13 protein-coding genes are annotated in these 17,895 nt (G+C 50.2%); 5 read left to right on the top strand and 8 right to left on the bottom strand.

The annotated features are described in order from the left end of the window. Positions 1–249: 249 nt before the first annotated feature. The 4 genes from C7W93_RS02635 to C7W93_RS02620 all read left to right on the top strand — a co-directional run bounded on the left by C7W93_RS02635 (position 250) and on the right by C7W93_RS02620 (position 6,812). The gene (locus tag C7W93_RS02635; RefSeq protein ID WP_161539861.1) at positions 250–930 is read left to right on the top strand and encodes a response regulator transcription factor; all 681 of its coding nucleotides are present in this window, start codon (positions 250–252) and stop codon (positions 928–930) included. Positions 931–1,056: 126 nt separating this feature from the next. Then, positions 1,057–2,439, top strand: coding sequence for an NAD(P)/FAD-dependent oxidoreductase (locus tag C7W93_RS02630; protein ID WP_108438616.1), 1,383 nt, complete (start codon positions 1,057–1,059; stop codon positions 2,437–2,439). A 360-nt stretch (positions 2,440–2,799) separates the two neighbouring features. After that, a complete protein-coding gene (locus tag C7W93_RS02625; protein WP_108438615.1) occupies positions 2,800–3,516 on the top strand; it encodes a response regulator transcription factor in 717 nt (238 codons plus the stop codon). Between the two features lie 2 nt (positions 3,517–3,518). Continuing rightward, the gene (locus tag C7W93_RS02620; protein ID WP_161539860.1) at positions 3,519–6,812 is read left to right on the top strand and encodes a hybrid sensor histidine kinase/response regulator; all 3,294 of its coding nucleotides are present in this window, start codon (positions 3,519–3,521) and stop codon (positions 6,810–6,812) included. Here the strand turns inward: C7W93_RS02620 and C7W93_RS02615 are convergent. From C7W93_RS02615 to C7W93_RS02580, 8 genes are all read right to left on the bottom strand, one after another. Beyond that, positions 6,788–7,567 carry a hypothetical protein gene (locus C7W93_RS02615; protein ID WP_108438613.1) on the bottom strand — a complete coding sequence of 260 codons (780 nt, stop codon included), beginning with the start codon at positions 7,565–7,567 and terminating at the stop codon, positions 6,788–6,790. The genes C7W93_RS02620 and C7W93_RS02615 overlap by 25 nt on opposite strands. Positions 7,568–7,629: 62 nt before the next feature. Continuing rightward, a complete protein-coding gene (locus C7W93_RS02610; protein WP_108438612.1) occupies positions 7,630–8,775 on the bottom strand; it encodes a YaiO family outer membrane beta-barrel protein in 1,146 nt (381 codons plus the stop codon). Next, positions 8,772–9,983, bottom strand: coding sequence for a non-hydrolyzing UDP-N-acetylglucosamine 2-epimerase (gene wecB / locus C7W93_RS02605; RefSeq protein WP_108438611.1), 1,212 nt, complete (start codon positions 9,981–9,983; stop codon positions 8,772–8,774). Before wecB ends, C7W93_RS02610 begins: the two co-directional genes overlap by 4 nt. Next, positions 9,980–11,875, bottom strand: coding sequence for a polysaccharide deacetylase family protein (locus C7W93_RS02600; protein WP_108438610.1), 1,896 nt, complete (start codon positions 11,873–11,875; stop codon positions 9,980–9,982). Before C7W93_RS02600 ends, wecB begins: the two co-directional genes overlap by 4 nt. Next, on the bottom strand, positions 11,869–12,912 hold the full coding sequence (locus C7W93_RS02595; protein WP_108438609.1) for a hypothetical protein: 1,044 nt from the start codon (positions 12,910–12,912) through the stop codon (positions 11,869–11,871). Before C7W93_RS02595 ends, C7W93_RS02600 begins: the two co-directional genes overlap by 7 nt. Further along, the gene (locus C7W93_RS02590; RefSeq protein ID WP_108438608.1) at positions 12,909–14,030 is read right to left on the bottom strand and encodes a polymer-forming cytoskeletal protein; all 1,122 of its coding nucleotides are present in this window, start codon (positions 14,028–14,030) and stop codon (positions 12,909–12,911) included. The genes C7W93_RS02595 and C7W93_RS02590 overlap by 4 nt, the downstream gene beginning before the upstream one ends. 3 nt (positions 14,031–14,033) lie before the next feature. Continuing rightward, positions 14,034–15,719 carry a glycosyltransferase family 2 protein gene (locus tag C7W93_RS02585; protein WP_370446386.1) on the bottom strand — a complete coding sequence of 562 codons (1,686 nt, stop codon included), beginning with the start codon at positions 15,717–15,719 and terminating at the stop codon, positions 14,034–14,036. A gap of 412 nt (positions 15,720–16,131) precedes the next feature. After that, on the bottom strand, positions 16,132–16,500 hold the full coding sequence (locus C7W93_RS02580; protein WP_108438607.1) for a hypothetical protein: 369 nt from the start codon (positions 16,498–16,500) through the stop codon (positions 16,132–16,134). A 161-nt stretch (positions 16,501–16,661) separates the two neighbouring features. Between C7W93_RS02580 and C7W93_RS02575 the strand changes: the two genes are divergently transcribed. Then, the gene (locus C7W93_RS02575; protein ID WP_108440444.1) at positions 16,662–17,870 is read left to right on the top strand and encodes an IS256 family transposase; all 1,209 of its coding nucleotides are present in this window, start codon (positions 16,662–16,664) and stop codon (positions 17,868–17,870) included. The last annotated feature ends 25 nt before the right edge of the window (positions 17,871–17,895 follow it).

Below are 17,895 nucleotides of genomic sequence, written 5' to 3'. Positions count from 1 at the left end.
ACGATGCGATAGTTGAATCGAAAGCACACCGACAAAGCTATTCCTATTGATTATTTACATCCCAGCGCCTTTGATGCAATCACTTTGGGACAAATCCCATTCACGGTTGCTGTCATTAAGAATATTCTTCTCATTAACAAGTCAGGACAAATTTTTATCGCGTAACTAAACATTCTGCTGTCGACTAATTGATGCGGCGTATCAATGAAGACGTTCTGTGGACCACCTATACCAACGGAGATTTCCCCCATGTCTATCAATATCGTGATCGTCGAAGATTCCACACTTGTCCGTAAAGGCCTGGTCTCCCTCGTCAACAATTTGCCATCAACAGACGGGTTTGGTACAGAGTCGACTGGCTCACAGGCGCCATATAACGTCATCGCCGACGTTGCATCTCCTAAAGAATTGTTTGCGGTTCTGAAAGCGGATAATCCCGATCTTTTGATATTGGACTACTCATTGCAAACCAATAGCGATGATCCGCATCCGTTACATGCGCTGGATGGTCAAAGCCTGATTAAACATATCCGAAAAAATTACAGTACTAATATTCTGGTTGTATCTCTGCATCATTCTCCCATCATCATCCGCGCGGCGCTGGAAGCCGGCGCCACCGGTTACCTCAGTAAAAGCGCCAATATAGACGTTCTCGCTCAAGCCATCCACACGGTATTGAAAGGCGAAACGTTCGTCGAGCATCATTTACTGAAAAACATGCTGCATCGAAATCCAGACGCTGCTGTGATCAGCCCAAAAGAATTAGAAGTATTGCGCCAAATGGGAAAAGGCAGCCGCCTGACAGATATTGCGCAACGTATGAGTCTCAGCATTAAAACTGTCAGCGCCCACAAGTTACGCGCAATGGAAAAATTACGGGTACGTAATGACTCTGAACTCTACCGTGTCATTACCGGAATGACGCTGTAATTCAGATCGACATATAAACACTGGCGAAAAAATATACACCCATTCTGATAGCAAGGCGGCAGCACTGAGCTGGCTTTCTTACCACCATCAATCATTTATTTATATTCAAACAGAATCAGGAAAAATATGCGCAGCAGTAAACGAAAATTATTAATTGCAATGGGACTAGGCGGAATCACCCTGGCGGCATGCAATACGCATACGGTGCTCAGCCCTTTTAACGCCATCGCGTCGTCTGAAGCATTAGCTGATGATTACGACACCATTATTATCGGCGCAGGAATGGCTGGTCTCTCGACCGCGCATACGCTTAGAAAGGCTGGCAAGAAAGTTGTCATTATCGAAGCCAGAGATCGCATTGGCGGCCGTATACATACCGACCGGAGTTTCGCGACTGCACCGATAGAATTAGGTGCGGAGCTGATTCATGGTTCCAAGGTGCCGACATGGGACATCATCCGTGCACAAGGTATCAAAACATTATTGATGGATCAAACACTAGCGTATAAAGACGGTTCTTGGGTAACCCCAGAATTAGCATATCCAGAAGCAAATATAATAAATATCGCTATCGCGTCTGCGCCGTATAACAAGGAAACAATGGAAGCGTACATGCAGCGTACCGGCATCACCAACGCGCAGTTACCGTTGGCAGTACGTCAGCAAGATCTGGATAACGAGCCTTTCCGTTTTATCGATGCAGCTAAAGCGCTTGGCCTTTCGGATGATGATGAAAGCGAAGATTTCCCCGATAACGACTTCCGTCTTTTAGGCGGTTATGATCAGCTTCTGAAACCATTGGCGCAAGGCGCTGACGTGGTGTTGAATGCACCCGTGACAGAAATTCATCGTACCGAAGAAGGCGTCGCCATTCACTATCTAAAGGATGGCAAGACCCATATTTTGAAAGCAAAAACAACCGTTATTACCATACCGCTCGGCGTACTAAAACACCGTGACGTGCGTTTTTTCCCGGACTTACCAATCGCCAGATGGAACGATATCGACGCTGTCGGCGTAGTGACTGCAACCAAATTGATTTACAAGTTTCCGAAAAATATTATGCCTGCAGATGCAACAGGCTTGCTTGATCTGGATGCTACGCCGGGCCAATGGTGGAGCACCTCTGCGGGCTATGAGGTACTGGAACAAGATGCTGTGATAGTGGGTTGGTTAGCAGGCGATAAAGCGCGTCATGTTCTGGAAATGTCACGAAAAAATGCCCGCGATTATGGCGTAAAAATGTTGCGTACCAGCCTGAATATGCCGACACTGACACCGCTCGACTTTACGACGCACGACTGGCAGGCAGACATTTATGCACGCGGCGCTTACTCTTATACGCCTGCCGGTACGGTAGCGCGTAATCGCAGGGCATTGGCCATGCCGCTTGCGGGGCGACTGTTTTGGGCAGGAGAAGCAACGCATCACGCATCGTATGCAACTGTGCATGGCGCGTATGATTCTGGTCGACGTGCTGCCAGTGAAATACTTAAGCAATTAAGTTAATTGCGGTTAAGGCTTTGGGTATTTATTGGTATTAATTTTAGAGGAAATAGTGCAGCGAATCTGCGCTACTTTTTCACTGGCGCGTTGCGGCAGCACACTAACAGCCAATGAACTGCGACACTCTCACCAGAGGTGACAACAATCCGGTACGATCCACTGTTGCTTATCAAGAAAAATCTTTTACAGATGAATAATCTGCCCATTTTTACAGTTAAATCCAACGTAAAAAGAGATCTATCCTAACGCAAAATTCTCCCATTTTAGGGATAATTCTACTCATTCTGGCGTGATGAAAATCACTTAAGAATACGGTCAGGTAGCCGCCCCATTTTTTGTAAATAGAAAGACAAGGAGAAAAATATGTCTGACATCTGGCATCCGATCGATCAAAGCTCTACCAATGAAATCTGCAAAATTATCATTGCAGATGACCACCCTATTCTTTTGCATGGCGTTGAAAAAATACTCGCAACGGATAAAAATATTAGTATCGTCGCCACTGCAAAAACAGTGGCTGAAACGTTTAAAGCGCTGGAGACGTTTCCTTGCGACATTCTGATTTGCGACTACTCGTTTTACGGCGATGATCTGCCGGATGGCTTGCCGATGATAAAAAAAATCAGGCAACTATATCCTCCCCTCAAAATTATTATTCTCTCAGCGCGTGATGATCTGGGAACCGCTCGCAATACGCTGGAATGCGGAGTATTCGGATTTGTCCGGAAAAATAGCGATATGCGGAATGTTATTAACGCCGTTCAAGAAGTTCGTTTCGGGAACAAATTTACCGATACTGCAACGACGCAGGACATGCTGAAAAATCTTCTTTCACTGGGTAAAGGCGAACGCTCCCCGACTGTCGGTCGCGTCTCATTTACACCCAAAGAAATAGAAACTATCCGCCTACTGCAACGTGGACTGACATTAACCGAAATCGCCGATCTGACAAATCGCAGCGTGAAAACGGTCAGCGCCCATAAGCAGTTACTGATGAAAAAACTTGGTACGAAAAGTAATATCGAATTCTTTCATATGCTTAGCAATGAGCAACTTGTCTCCTCTATCACGTCGCGATGACCATGTATGCGGGGCAAATACCGTTTTCGACCCGCTTTGCGCAACGCTGGCTGACACCTGCAAATAGCCCCGTCAAACTGCTGGGGCGCTATCATCAATGGATACTGTATAGCGGTGCCACCATGTTTACGATACTGGCGCTGTGTGCCGCTGTCATCGGTGTGGCGATGTATGCAGAAAACTTCATTCATACCCAACGTCTGTTATTCGACAGCGAGAAACGTCAGGTTGCCATCAAGGTCATTGCCGCAGATGCCAAAATGCGCCAGATCATTATCAGACAAGAATTTCTGGACCAACAAAGAAATACCGCACTGACGCCAGCATCGACGCCCCATTACGCGGCACTGCCACAGCCCACTGCAACGCAAAATGATATCCTTTTTTCGCGCCTGCGCGATACTGCCAATCCGCTTGATCACCCGTCGTCAAACAACCTCGACGTCCTCGTCACAGCACCCGCCGAAATATCCATCACCACGACACTAACGCCAACAGAGCAGCCGGAGATGTTAGCCAGCTTGCTACATCAATTCTATGATGTCGTGCCCGGCGTCAGAAATATCGCGCAAGCTGGCAAGAGCACATACATCATGCTGTATGACAAAAACAAAACATTTCTCGGTGTGCATATGCCGCAGAACGTCCGCCCCGCCATCCGGCAGCAACCGACGCCATCTGCCGCTCACACCTTCATCGATGACGCCGTCGCACCGATTGAAGCTGCAATCGAAAAAATACCCCCGGCACAATTACGCGCTGGCAAAACTGTCTGGGTCACGCCTTACACCGACAAACTGACAGGTCAGCAAATCATCAGCCGCGCTGCGGTCATATTTCATGGCGACAAAGCGTTCTCTGTATTAGTCATCAGTTTTCCGGTTGAAGAATTCGCGCGCCATTTCCTGATACAGCCAATGACGAGCGGTTTTGCCGTTATCGCGGCAAACGGTGTTGCGTTATCGGGTGAAGTCACCGAAGAAGTCGCCAGACAAACGCTGGCCCGCGAAAAAAAGCGGCCAGTGACGCTGGAAAAATATACGACCTCGTACACTAATTCTCTCAATACACTGCTTGCCGGCGACACTACGCTGGTCGCATTAAGTCATCCCATCGGGAACACTGGCTGGATCATGCTGTATACGTTTGACTGGACAATGTTGTGGAGCACACTCAACGCCAAGATTCTTTTTACGATGGGCCTGGCATTGCTGCTCAGCCTGATGCTTTGGACGTTAGTTATTCTGTTTAATCGGCTGATATTTGTGCCGGTCTTCAGCGAAGCACTGCGGGTACACGATAGCGAAGCCTTTAACCGGGCAATGATGACGGTGGCACCTTTGGGATTTTTTGTATTGAATTATCGCACCGGCGAGCTTTTGCTAGACAACATGCAAGCATGCGCCATCGCGAGCAGAAACTGCCCATCAAACGATATGCGACCATTCCATCAACGTCTGATGGTCTGCTATAAAAATCTGGAAGAAGCCGAACGCGCCGGAAACGATGGCAGCCAAATGCTGACGCATGCCGTGTTGGAACTTCCTGCCGCTGCGGCAAATACTGACCCCGACTATGCGTTGGCGATGTTTACGCGCACACGCTATTTGTGCAATGACGTGCTGCTATGCTGCTTAAGCGACATTACCTCACAGAAACATGCCGAACGCGTTTTACACAGCGCCAAGATAGAAGCCGATGAAGCCAACAAAGCGAAATCAACTTTTCTGGCATTAATCAGCCATGAAATACGCACGCCGCTGCACGGCGCAGCAGGCCATCTGGAACTGTTGGAAATGGCATCATTGGCCCCTGCCGAACGCGAACTGGTGCACACCATCCGGGGTTCATTTCAATCGCTGCTTCGCATCATCAATGACATACTCGACATTTCAAGGATAGAGGCAGGTCAGCTATCGTTAGAAAACGCGCCTTTCAATCTGCGCCAAACGGTCGCACATTGCGCCCATTTGTGGACGCCCGCGCTAGAAAGAAAATCCGTGGCGTTCCAATGCCGGATAAGCCCGACCATACCGAACGTATTCATTGGCGATGCAGGAAGGCTGACGCAAATTCTTAATAACTTGCTATCGAATGCCGCAAAATTTACCTCTGAAGGTCAGGTTCTTCTAGATATCACCGGACAAGCGCAGGATACTGGCTATGTTTTGCAAATGGCGGTTCGGGATTCCGGCGTCGGCATTACAACGCACGATCAAAAATATCTATTCAGACCATTCAGTCAAGCCAATGCGGGCATCGCCCATGAATTTGGCGGCACCGGGCTTGGCTTGTCACTCTGCAAGCAGTTAGTCGATGCGATGGGCGGCAAGATAACCATTCAAAGCGTCTACGGTACTGGCACAACCGTTCTGGTGAAATTAATGCTCAGCAGTCCTGCTGCCATTGCGCTCGTTGCTTCGCCAGAGAAGACGCAAGCGAGCAGCGGAATGTTAAACGTCATGCACTCGCAGCCCCACGCCATTGCCATTAATGCCCCCTTAGCGCTGCGAATACTCGCAGTGGAAGACGACCCCGTTTGCAGAAAGCTTCTCGAAAAACAATTATTCACATTAGGATACGTCAATGTCGATTTCGTCGATAACGGCTTAGCAGCGCTTGAACGCGCCAGCTCCGTCCTAGCCGGTGCACCCTACGAACTAATACTGACCGACATGCGACTGCCGCTGATGAGCGGGCATGAACTGATTCCGTCGCTCCGTCGAAACGGCTTATCCACCCCCATCATCGTCATGACCGCAAGCGTCGTAAACGACCACATTGCCCTTATTCTTCCTGAGATCGATACTTTGCTGACTAAACCGATATCGCTGTCCAAACTTAAAGCTGCGCTGGCCCGTTATACAGGCATTGGCGAACCAGAGGCTGTGCCAGAGACAGCACCGCTAATACCGCCAGTTGCGCCACTATCACAGCGATATCCCAGCGCAGAGGGCTTCGATGTCGATATTGCGATGATATTTTTAGATACTTATCGTGACGATCTGTGGGCAATATTGCACGCATTTAATGACGGAGATAGAGCGACATTGGATGGACGTCTGCACAGAATAAAAGGGGCTTTACTGATCGTGCAGGAAGATAATTTGGCCCAACTCTGTGAAGAAATGTGTCATGGCATTCAAGCCAAAGAGAAGCTGCCCGCCCCACAACAACTGCGCCACTTCATTAAAGGGCTATTACGGGTTGTGCGGGCCCTGCGCGTCATTTACCCCGCGTTACGCGCAAACCGCATAAATCAATCTAAACATCATTCGCTCATTGCCCATGAATAAAATGCCATAAAGAGCATCACGTTGAGAAATGCCCCAAAAACCAAATACAACAACGGCAGCATTAAAGCAGAAAAATGATACAAAAAAATTGCATGGACCAATAACTGCGTCGGCGCAAAAACACAAAAATACAGCATCATCACCAGCGTGAAACCTATTTTTTTTGCGACTGGAAAAGAATAGATGTAGTAAGAAAAAGCCAGAAGCCAAGGGATGATAAGCAAAAATACAATCATCATCACTAGTGCATCACGTGAATAAGTCTCCAGGTCATAAGGAAATGATGCCGGAGAAAAGCCGAAATAGAACAGCGCTGTGCTGTGGACAAACACCAGCACACGCAATAAATAACGCAATGGCATGTAACTAATCGGCAGCCAAAACGATAACGCCAGCACAAATAATGTCAGCGCAATATGCAAAAGCCAGCCACTGGTAGTCGGGATGGCACCCGCCAGATGGATCGCAGGAACCGTCACCAGTTGCCCCAACAATGCAAATTGCCCGGTGTGCGTTATCTGGCCGGGAAGATCCAGTCGATCAAACCAAAATAACAAAAAAATCGACCAAAACCGCGCTAAACGCGTCACTGCCAACAACGTCAGCACATTCAACCCCAGCGGCAGCAGCACGATTTGCAACCAGCGACTGCGGGGGAATTCCAGCACCCGTAATGATCGGTGCATTCTGATCTGATCGCCACGATGCCCCAGCAAGCGACCATACTCAGCTGCAAAATTGATACGTTGCTTCATAGTCGGCCGCCTTTTTTTGTTGAACTCTTATCGTTGGACCTCTTAGCATTGCGCTGCTATACCTAAAAATCCTTGAAGATACCGACCTCAACACCACGTCGTTTATACGAAGGGTTGGTGTAATACTCGCCAACCATATTAACGCCCCAGTCTTTGCCGATCCATTTGCGATACGACAGCGTGGCGATGGTGCTATTAAAACCGGAAATGACCTGTTGGTCGCCAAGCAATTGATAAGCCTCTTTCCCGTGACCAACGCGCAAGGTCAGATAAGATTGCTTGTCGTGACCATAGGTCGCCGTCAGAAAAGCATAGTTCGCTTTGACGTGACCAGGCGAACTGTCATTGACAAGAAATTCACCCGAGACGATCCAAGGGGTTTCAAAGTAATAGTCAGCGCCGATATGCAAAATCTGATCGTGATGCGAATCTTTTGCCTGGTAATGGGTGTACCCAATCACGGCGACAAGATTTTTCTTTTCCAGAAATTTATGATGGATAAACACATCTATGCGCTCACGCGGCCAAAAAAATCCGCCCGAACTAGAACCCACCGACACCGCCGCATACCAGTCATCAGTAAAAGTATGCGTCAGGCCAGCGCTATAAAAGGTCCCGCTATCGCCATAACGCCTGGCATCTACAAGCTCGTAATTCCACACATTTTTCTCATTCTGCACCCATGCGCCACGCACATATTCGCCCTCCCATGAAGGTTGACGGCCGGTGAGGACGTACCGTTGCGCGCCAGCCTCGATATAGCCTTTGGAGGGAGCGGTAACCGCTACCGGCGGCGTAGGGACAGGCGCTTCCAGCAGCGGCTCGGTTGCCGCCGCTGTCGCTGATTGCACAGTCATATCGTCCGGCGCCGGTAGAGTCTGTTCGATATCCGCTGGCGGGGGCGCTGGCGCTGGCGCTGCCGTTGGCGACGACATCAATGGTGCCTGAAGTTGCTTGGTGACGTCCATTTCCGTCCCATCTACAGGACTGACTTCGGCCTCATCCACTGCCAAAATCGGATTCTGCCCAACGCTTGTCGATCCCGGCAGAAATTCATTGATATCGTTCGACGCAGCAGCGGCAACTGCATCCGCTTCGGCGACCAGAATCAATCCAGTCATCGCCAGAATAGCCACCATTTTTTGCCCGTATGCCCGTTGTCGGCTACTTAAGCTGACGCGCAGGCTTAATCTCGTTTTCATATTCATGCTGCACGCTCTTGCATGACGGCATCGGCATGAGCCATTTCTTGCGGCTGCCGGGGTGCGATACTTTGCAAAAGAATATCCCGGATATGATCGGCCGCATGACCGTCGCCAAAGGGATTTTTGACATCGCACATTTTCTTGCGACTAACGCCATCCGCATGCAACCAGGCCATCTTTTCACCAATTACCGCCGCATTGGTCCCCACCATAATCCCCCCTCCCGCCGCAATCAATTCTGGCCGCTCTGTCGTATCGCGCAAGACAAAGACCGGCACGCGCATTACCATTGCCTCCTCCTGAATGCCACCTGAATCGGTCAAAATTAACCAAGCTCTTTTCATAATCCAGAGCAACGCTGGATAATTCAGCGGCTCGGTCAGAAACAACCGCTTTGCGACGCCCGGACACACATCCGCAAAAACGTGATGCACGGCCTCTTGCACAATCGGATTCATATGCACCGGCCAGACCGCGCACAAACCTTCGTCATTTTCCAATGCCTCACGGACTGCGGTGGCAATTGAAGCAATGCCCTTTTCCCAGTTTTCCCGCCGATGCGCAGTTACCAGCAGCAAGCGCCTTTCTGGCAAAATGGCAGGCAGATTTTTCAGACTTGGCGGCAACGAAGTGAGGCCCTGATCGGGCAATTTATCGATGTAGTTCATTCCCCACAAGGTCGCATCAACAATCGTATTGCCTACGCAATAAATGTGTTTACTATCCAGGCCTTCACGTAGAAGACTCGACTCTGCAATCGGCGTCGGCGCAAAATGCCAATGGGCGATCCGGCCAATTAATTCGCGATTTTTTTCTTCTGGAAACGGGTCATACATCGCGCCGCTGCGCAAACCTGCCTCGACATGACCGACCGCTATCTGGTGATAAAAAGCTGCCAGCGTTGCTGCCAGCGCGCTGGACGTATCACCGTGCACCAAGACCGCCGCTGGTGAAATCTGCTGTAAAACCGCATCAATTTCCTCCAGCAATAGTCCGTTCAAATGCGCTAGCGATCCGGAGGTTCTTTCCAGTTTTAAAAAATAGTCCGGCAACATATCGAAAAATTTGTACAACGGCCATGCCATTTCCTTATGCTGCCCGGTATGCAACAACTTCACAGGCAAAGCCGATGCTTTCAGCGCGCGGTAAACCGGGGCCATTTTAATGATTTCAGGCCGTGTCCCCATGCATAATAAAATCGAAGGATTCATTTGTTTTCTCCCAAAGGTCGAAAAAATAGATGCGCCTTAAGATGCTTGCCGTTACCGGCCACGATTACCCACTCAGTCGATCCATCCCGCACCTGCCCTACCCCCTTATCCAACACCGGCTTGGTATACCGGGTTTTGGAAAAGCGCCAGCTCTGCTCGCTCAAATTTTCTGGATGAAAAGCGGTAAACTCCAGCGTATTTTTTTTATCCTCAGACAAGCGCCACAGCACCTGTTCGCGCCGATCAAGAAAATCGGCAATTCTTGTCATCGTGTACCAACGGAATTTGCCATGGGTCAGCATTCCGCGGGTATGCAGCATCCAGCTGCGTGCCGCGTCGCTATACAGCACCACGCCCGGCGGATGAAAATACACCAGACGAATTAGCGCCTGATCCTGGGTAAAATCGCTGACCTGATTTAGCCATGTGCCGAAATCCTTCTGACTGACTTCAGGGTCCAGCGCAGCCTCTTCAAAGGTCGCAATTTCTCCTCGCACTAATACCGGAAAGGTCCAGATTTTTTTACCCAGACGCTCACCATTGATATACGAATGGGTAGGTCCCTGACCCACATTGCCGGTGTAGTAATGGGCGCGCACGCCATGCGCCTCCAGATAACGGCTGACCCAGGCCGGATGATTTCCCAGCGGTGCCGAGTATTCCCGCACAGGTTTTCCTGCTGCTTTTGATATGGCGTCGTTATTCAACGCAATATATTTCGCAAAGTCCGTCTCATTCGAGTCGCTGATATGCTCGCCAAAATAATTGTGAATCCAGCCGCCATGGCTGCCAACTTCGTCGCCGCGGGCGACAAATAATTTTATCCACTTCTGAATCTCGGCATTATGGTCAACGTTCAGTCCCACATGATCATTAAACGTGTTGGTATCCGGCCCGGCAGTCAGATCGATAGAATAAGGACCCTGCTCAAAAAATCCTAAATCGACCATTTTTTGAATACTCGGAATCGCCAGACTGGAATCGATGTGCCAGTTCATAATCAGCCCGCCAATACCATCCGGGCTGTTGCCCATCACGGGTAGCTGTAAAACTACCCGGGCAAAATAGTTCATGAAACCATGCAAAGGTGCCCCATCCGTACGCAGCTTCAGATAGGTCAGCGGCAAATTCACAAACAACACTTCGCCTTTGCCAAACTTGTGTACCCCGGCCAATAAATCGCCACTGTCAGACACCATTAACGTCTTACCGACGAATGCGCCTTCGGTAACAAAATGGCCGTATTCCAATCGATCATAGCTATACGACGAAATAATCACCTCGTGGCTTATATCCAGACCCGCCGCATGCCGCGACCCAATGGAGTCCTTGCTGGCAAGATCGCGCGGAACAGCGGTATATTTTCCGGGCGGAATATTCAGCGCAGTCATCACGTCCGGCGTGCTGATAGCGGGCCCGATCACAAGGGTGTCATCGCCCAGTTTTTTGTACAAAGCGTACTCAACGCCGACCAATTGCGACATTCTTGCGCGTTCTGGCACTGCGCCGCCTTTCAAGTTCAGCGTACCGGCGTCAAACGCCACCATCAACTTGCCACCATTGCGCACATATTCTGAAAGCGTATCGATCAGCACCACGCTCATCTTCCGATGCATCGCATCCGGCACAATAATCCCTGCATAACGCACACGGTTAAACAGCGACGGTTGTAAAAACTCTCCCGCGTGCACCGGCTGCAAGTGAATCCCCTCTTCCAGCGCGGCATCCTTCCAGGCACGCACGCCCACGTCGGTAAATATCACGTCATCCTCGATAAGAAGCGCGATCGTATCAATCGGGCCTTCCGGTGCCTGATAACTACGCAACACCGCCAGACCTGCCAGCGCCAATAACACTAACACCACAGCCGACGTCCAGATACGCTTTAACATATTGGCCTTTCGATTATTTCTTCGGTGGATGACGCGCTAACAGATTGCGCGACATGGCTGCTTAACACCGCGTACTCAACTTCTTCCAGAACGTTCCAGCGTGGTCCGGCTCTTAACGATCCTGCGTTCGCCGCCCAGCACAGCGCGGTATGATTGTCGCCCATGCGTTTTGCTGCGATTGCCACTAGCCCCCAAGGAAAATAGTCGGCTTTCAGCATTAACCAACGCTGTTTATTCGCCTGCAACCACGCTTTATATGCCGCCCGACGATCACGACGGATATCTGGCAAATCGCCTAACAATGGGAATAGCTGGGCCACGCGATCCGGATAAAAATCATCGGCTTGTCTTGCCTGAGTAGTGATGCGATAGCGCTTTAAAACCGGATCCCAAAAGACCGCCTCAATCGCTTCTGCCACAGCTTGCGCCCTAACCGCGTAGGCCTGCCCGCGCCATGCCGGACCGTGGGCCGTAAAATATCTGGACAAGACGCGGTAACCTTCGTAAATCTCAACGTTGTCCATCAACAGCGCCACTGAATTCGTCGCCGAAATGGTGTATGTCCCTTTGGCTGGATTGTTAGCGGAAGCCGCCACCCGCAGCGACTCCAACTGCGTCAGCGAACGATCAATGCTGCGCACTATTTCCGGCGACATCTCGCCCTGCGTCGTCTGCGCCAGTAAAGCCACCCACATCGCCATCATCGCGTCATCCGCATCCGCGTCCTGACACGCCACCCAGTCAGATGCAGCAGTCGTTTTGCAATAGCGCATAAAACGACCGTCAGGAAGCTGGCGCGGCAATAACCATCTCACCCATTTTTGCGTCATGTCTTGCACATTCAACCCTTGCTGCGCTGCCAGCAAAAGTGCTTTGGTAGAGAAATACGGGTCAACGAAAGCAACATTGCGCTTTAAGGTAATCGCGCCATCTTCGCTCTGATAGCCGCTGAGATCGACGCCAGAAGCCGCCACGGACAAAAGCGGCAACGCTAGCATTACCGCGCCAGCAATCCGGGCTGTACGCACTAAACTCATAGCGCAGCCCTCCGATTCACTGCCATCCCCCGAACCCGCGCCCACAACGTTCCGTAAGCAATCGTGTTGTGGGCATACATTTTGATCACTGGCGCGCTAACAGAAGTGGGGCTGTTGGCCGATCCAATCCGCGAACCATGACCAACCAGTACCGCTTGCTCTGAAATTATCGGACCATCGATGACGGCATGAATGCCGCACACAATCCGGCCTGCGCTCACGACCGCGCCGTGGACTGTTACACCCGCCTCCATCTGAATCCCGAGATAGGCTTTGATGCTGCCATTGACCAAAGCGCCCGCACCGATCCGCAATTTTCCGCGCACCACCAAGTCCCCCTGAAGGACGGAATTTGCTGGCAAGATCAGATCGCCGGAGGCAATAATCCGGCCCTCATCCATCCGCTGCTCGACCATTGCAGCGATACGCTCAAGCGCAGATGAACGCTGTTTATCAGCGCTAGCACGGGCTAAATCGGCATTGGAACGGTGATTAACGTCCCCAAAACAAATGCGTGGCGCGTTCAATCGCTCAAATCGGCCACCGCCCAGAAAATGTACTTCTTCGTCGGCTGATGCCCGTCCATACAAGATGACGTCCGGGCCGATATGCAAACGTGTTGCATGCACCCAGCGTGACACTTCGCAGCGCGCCCTCAGCAAAACATTCCCTTCAGAAAACAGCGCACGGAAATGATTTTCGACACCGCTTTGAATATTTCCGACCGCATATACCTCACGCGTGAAATAGAATTTATCCGGCAACATCAGATTTTTTTCAGCGACTAATTGGCGGTCAGTCATCCTGCGCCCGATTTCTTCAATATCAAATGCCAGCGCACCGTCTTCAGTCACGATCAGAAATGCCGGGCCATGTTTTTCCGTTTCGGCCAACAGCGGTGCTGCTCTGGCAGCAATCACATCGGGCAAAGAAATCCCATCGAGACGATCCCGCGACAATGCCGCCAATTTGCGTGCAAACCGGGTGATGCTGCGATCGTGATCGTAGTCAATATTCAGCGGTTCTATATCACTAGGGCACAGTAATTCCCGCAATGCAGGCAGCAATGGCGCGGTGAATAACAGCATCACGAAGAGAATAAAAAGTATGGTCCACATCGCTCAGGACTCCTTCCGATAACGTACGGTTTTGTCCCAATGGAACCGGCGATGCAGCAGATGATCAGTCAACAATTGGTCCAGCGTGGCCTCAGAAATACCGACTAGACTGACGATAAAGCCGATCAGATTGAACGGTAAAAGGCGAATCCGGCGATGGTTGTAGTCAAGATGGACTGCGGCTGCAATTTCAAAAAAAGCCGCAAAATTTCCCAGCGTGCAATAGCTGGTAAACGCGACGATCGAGAGCAATCCAATCGCCAGGGGTGTATCGCCAAAATAGAACGCCAAAATCCCAATCAGCCAGCCAATAATCACAATCGGCGACATCATATACACGCCCAGTAACAGCAGGCCATCCAGACGCTCGACAGTCGGTAATGAGCGATCGCGCAGCAACGCCGCCGAATGCCGGAACAGCGCCTGATTATGTCCTTTTGCCCAGCGTTTGATTTGTTTGTAGCGCACCGGCCAGGATTCCGGCACTTCTTCGTAACATTCGCAGCGATTTTGATAGACGGTTTTCCAACTGCGCAATAGCAGTCGAAAAGTCAGATCTGTATCTTCCGCCAGCACATCGTCATGCCAGCCGCCGATGCTGTGCAGCGCCCGCATCCGCACGCCGCCGACAGTGCCGCCATATTGCGGTACTAAATGAAGATTCATCCGCGCTTGCTGATCCACTTGATAACCGGCCGAACGTTCCAGATCGAGCAAGCGGGTCAACAGATTAGTGCCCACGTTCAGGGGCACTACGCGGCCCATTACCGCGCCGACTTCCGGATCGAAAAAAGCGGAAACAAGTTGTTTGATCAACCCTTTAGAGGGGATGTAATCGGCATCGAACACAACGATGATGTCGCTGGTCACCGTAACGGTTGCGTCTTTGAGCGCGGCGGCTTTGCCCGGCTTGCCGTCGATGCGGTGAAATGGATGAATGCGATTCGGATAAAGCGCGACAAATTTATCGATAATTTCGCGGGTTCTATCGGTGGAGCGATCATTGACCGGGACGATATCGAGTTTATCGGCGGGGAAATCGACTTCCAGCAATGCTCTGATCGAGCCTGAAATAACCGCTTCTTCGTTGTGCGCAGCAATCAAAACCGTAACGCTGGGCCAATTGGCGACATCGATATCACTATAGGGATGGCGTTGTTTGCCGAATAATCGGTTCAGGGTAAACAGGATGTGCCGAAAGGTGTAAATCAACAGAAAAATCGCAATCACTGCGCCTAACCATTGCAGGCCGACCATCAGCGCACGTGAGCCGGAATTATTGCTAGTCGGCAATTCGTGGGTTGAGGTGCCAAATTCGGTATCGATTTGTTCTTTAACAAAGGGGGAAATAGCATCGATGCGGGCTGGGGTGATGGGCCAATTGGCCCGCAACGCGGCTGGGCCGCCTTTTTCAGGATCATCGGGTATCGCGGCTTTTATCGCGATGTTGGGGTCTTTTTCTACCACTTGCTCGGTCACTTTAATGGTGACTGGATTGGGTGGCAGGGGATTTGCGTGGCCGCTTTGCGAGACTAGACATAGCGCGATGGCGGTGATGGAGGCGCAAAGGTATACCCACACCAGCGCTATTGAACGTGGATTAATTGCCGGGCGCAAAGGCACATTGACTAGTAGTTGCTTTGGCCTTTGGTGCTCTGCTGCTCGGTAAAGGGTAAAAAGAAAAAACATCCTTTTCTCCTAACGCTGGGCTGAACTCTAATTTCGCTTCACTTTTTTTAGGCTGCAAAAAGTGATAGCGATCACGGTGCCAGAGACACGAAGTAATGCATTCGATTAGCTAGTGGATGATGTCGGCTTAATTTTGGGGGCATTACTGAGGAAGGGTAAAGATGCCGAATCTTGTGTTTTTGATTATAAAGTAGTCCACAGAAAATAGTAGGAAAATATTGTTAAAAATATATTTTTAATGGTTAAATATGCAATAAATTTGCAACTGTTACTGCGGGGTATTTTTAGGTACGGTGGTGAGTTGGGAGATGGGTGTTGAACGGGGGGGTGTTACAAGATTTTGTGCGGAAGGTGTTGATGACCGGGTGAAATGTGACGCTGTCATCGTCATCTCTACAGAGAGGTGTAGCTTTTATTGCGGATGTTTGTTATTGGCGGCTTCCATTGTCTGTTGTGGGGATGGGCCGTCTTCGTTGATCCAAGCGATGTGTTTTATGGCGTATTCGCCTAGCAGTCGGGCGGAGGTGATGGCGAGGGTTTGTAATTTTTCTGCGTGGAAGGCGCAGAATTTTGTTGTTGATTTGGTGGTGCTGTCGGTTGAAGTGCTTTTTTCGATTACTTCGAGGCAGGTGGTGATGCTTTCAATGACGGCGGTTCCCAGTTCGGCGAATTCATGGAGGAAGTAGGTTTTTGAATAGTTTGTGACGTCAAGGGGAAGGTGGTCTTCAGCGGTTGGCTGAGTTGAGTTTGGGGACTGTTTAAGTGCTGTGGTATCTGGCATTAGTCTATCCTTTAGTCTGGTTGACCGCACCCGTTGGATAACGGGTGGGCAGCAAATGACAAGGTTGACAGACTGGTGAAGAAAAAAGGAGACTGTAAAAGAATTTGTGTAACTGCCCATCCTTGATACCCTAACGGGTAAAACCAACGATGGGCAATTTTATGGATCACGATAAATTAAAAGCATTAGCGGCAGAATTGGCAAAAGATCTCAAAACGGAAAAAGATCTGGGCAATCTAACGCAGCAATTGTTAAAAATGACGGTAGAGGCGGCGCTCAATGCGGAAATGCGCGAGCATCTTGGCTTCGAGAAACATCAACCGCGGGCGCTGAGCAATGTGCGTAACGGCTCATCCAGCAAGACCTTAAAAAGCCAGTATGGCGAAGTGGAGATCATCACCCCACGGGACCGGGAAGGCTCGTTTGAACCGCAACTGGTTAAAAAGCAGCAAACGCGCTTAACCCATATGGATGATCAGATTCTGAGCCTGTACGCCAAGGGCATGACCACACGTGAAATCGTCGCGACCTTTAAGGAATTGTACGACGCTGACGTCTCGCCAGCCCTCATTTCCAAAGTCACCGACAGTGTCAAAGAACGCATCGTTGCCTGGCAAAGCCGTCCACTGGATGGCCTGTATCCCATCGTCTACCTCGACTGCCTGGTGGTGAAAGTACGGCAAGATAATCAAGTCATTAACAAAGCAGTCTTCCTGGCACTGGGCGTCAATTTACAAGGGCAAAAAGAGCTCTTAGGAATGTGGCTGGCAGAAAATGAAGGGGAAAAATTCTGGCTAGGTGTCCTCACGGAGCTAAAAAATCGTGGCTTGCAAGACATCCTGATCGCCTGTGTTGATGGCTTAAAGGGCTTTCCTGATGCCATTGCCACGGTCTATCCACAGACACAAATCCAGCTTTGCATTATTCATATGGTCCGTAACTCTCTCAAATATGTCAGCTGGAAGCACTACAAAGAAGTGACGGCAGGTTTGAAGACGATTTACCAGTCGACTACCGAGGAGCAAGCGCTACTGGCTCTGGAGCAGTTTGCCCAGCAGTGGGATGCGCAATATCCGCAAATCAGTAAATCGTGGCAAAGCAACTGGCATAACATCAATACGCTATTCGCCTATCCAAGCGAAATTCGCAAGGCGATTTACACCACGAATGCCATTGAATCGCTCAATAGCGTCATTCGCCACGCTATCAACAAGCGCAAGGTCTTCTCTACCGATGACTCGGTGCGCAAGGTCATTTATTTGGCGGTCGACGCAGCCGCAAAAAAATGGACCATGCCGATCCGAGACTGGCGATCGGCTATGAGTCGGTTTATTATTCAGTTTGATGAACGGTTGAAACCGTTTATTTGAAGTCGGGCAGTTACACAGAATTGTT

This window comes from Glaciimonas sp. PCH181, from assembly GCF_003056055.1.
Lineage (GTDB): Bacteria > Pseudomonadota > Gammaproteobacteria > Burkholderiales > Burkholderiaceae_D > Glaciimonas.
The sequence above is the reverse complement of the archived record's forward strand: the minus strand, read 5'-3'. Positions and strand labels throughout refer to the sequence as shown.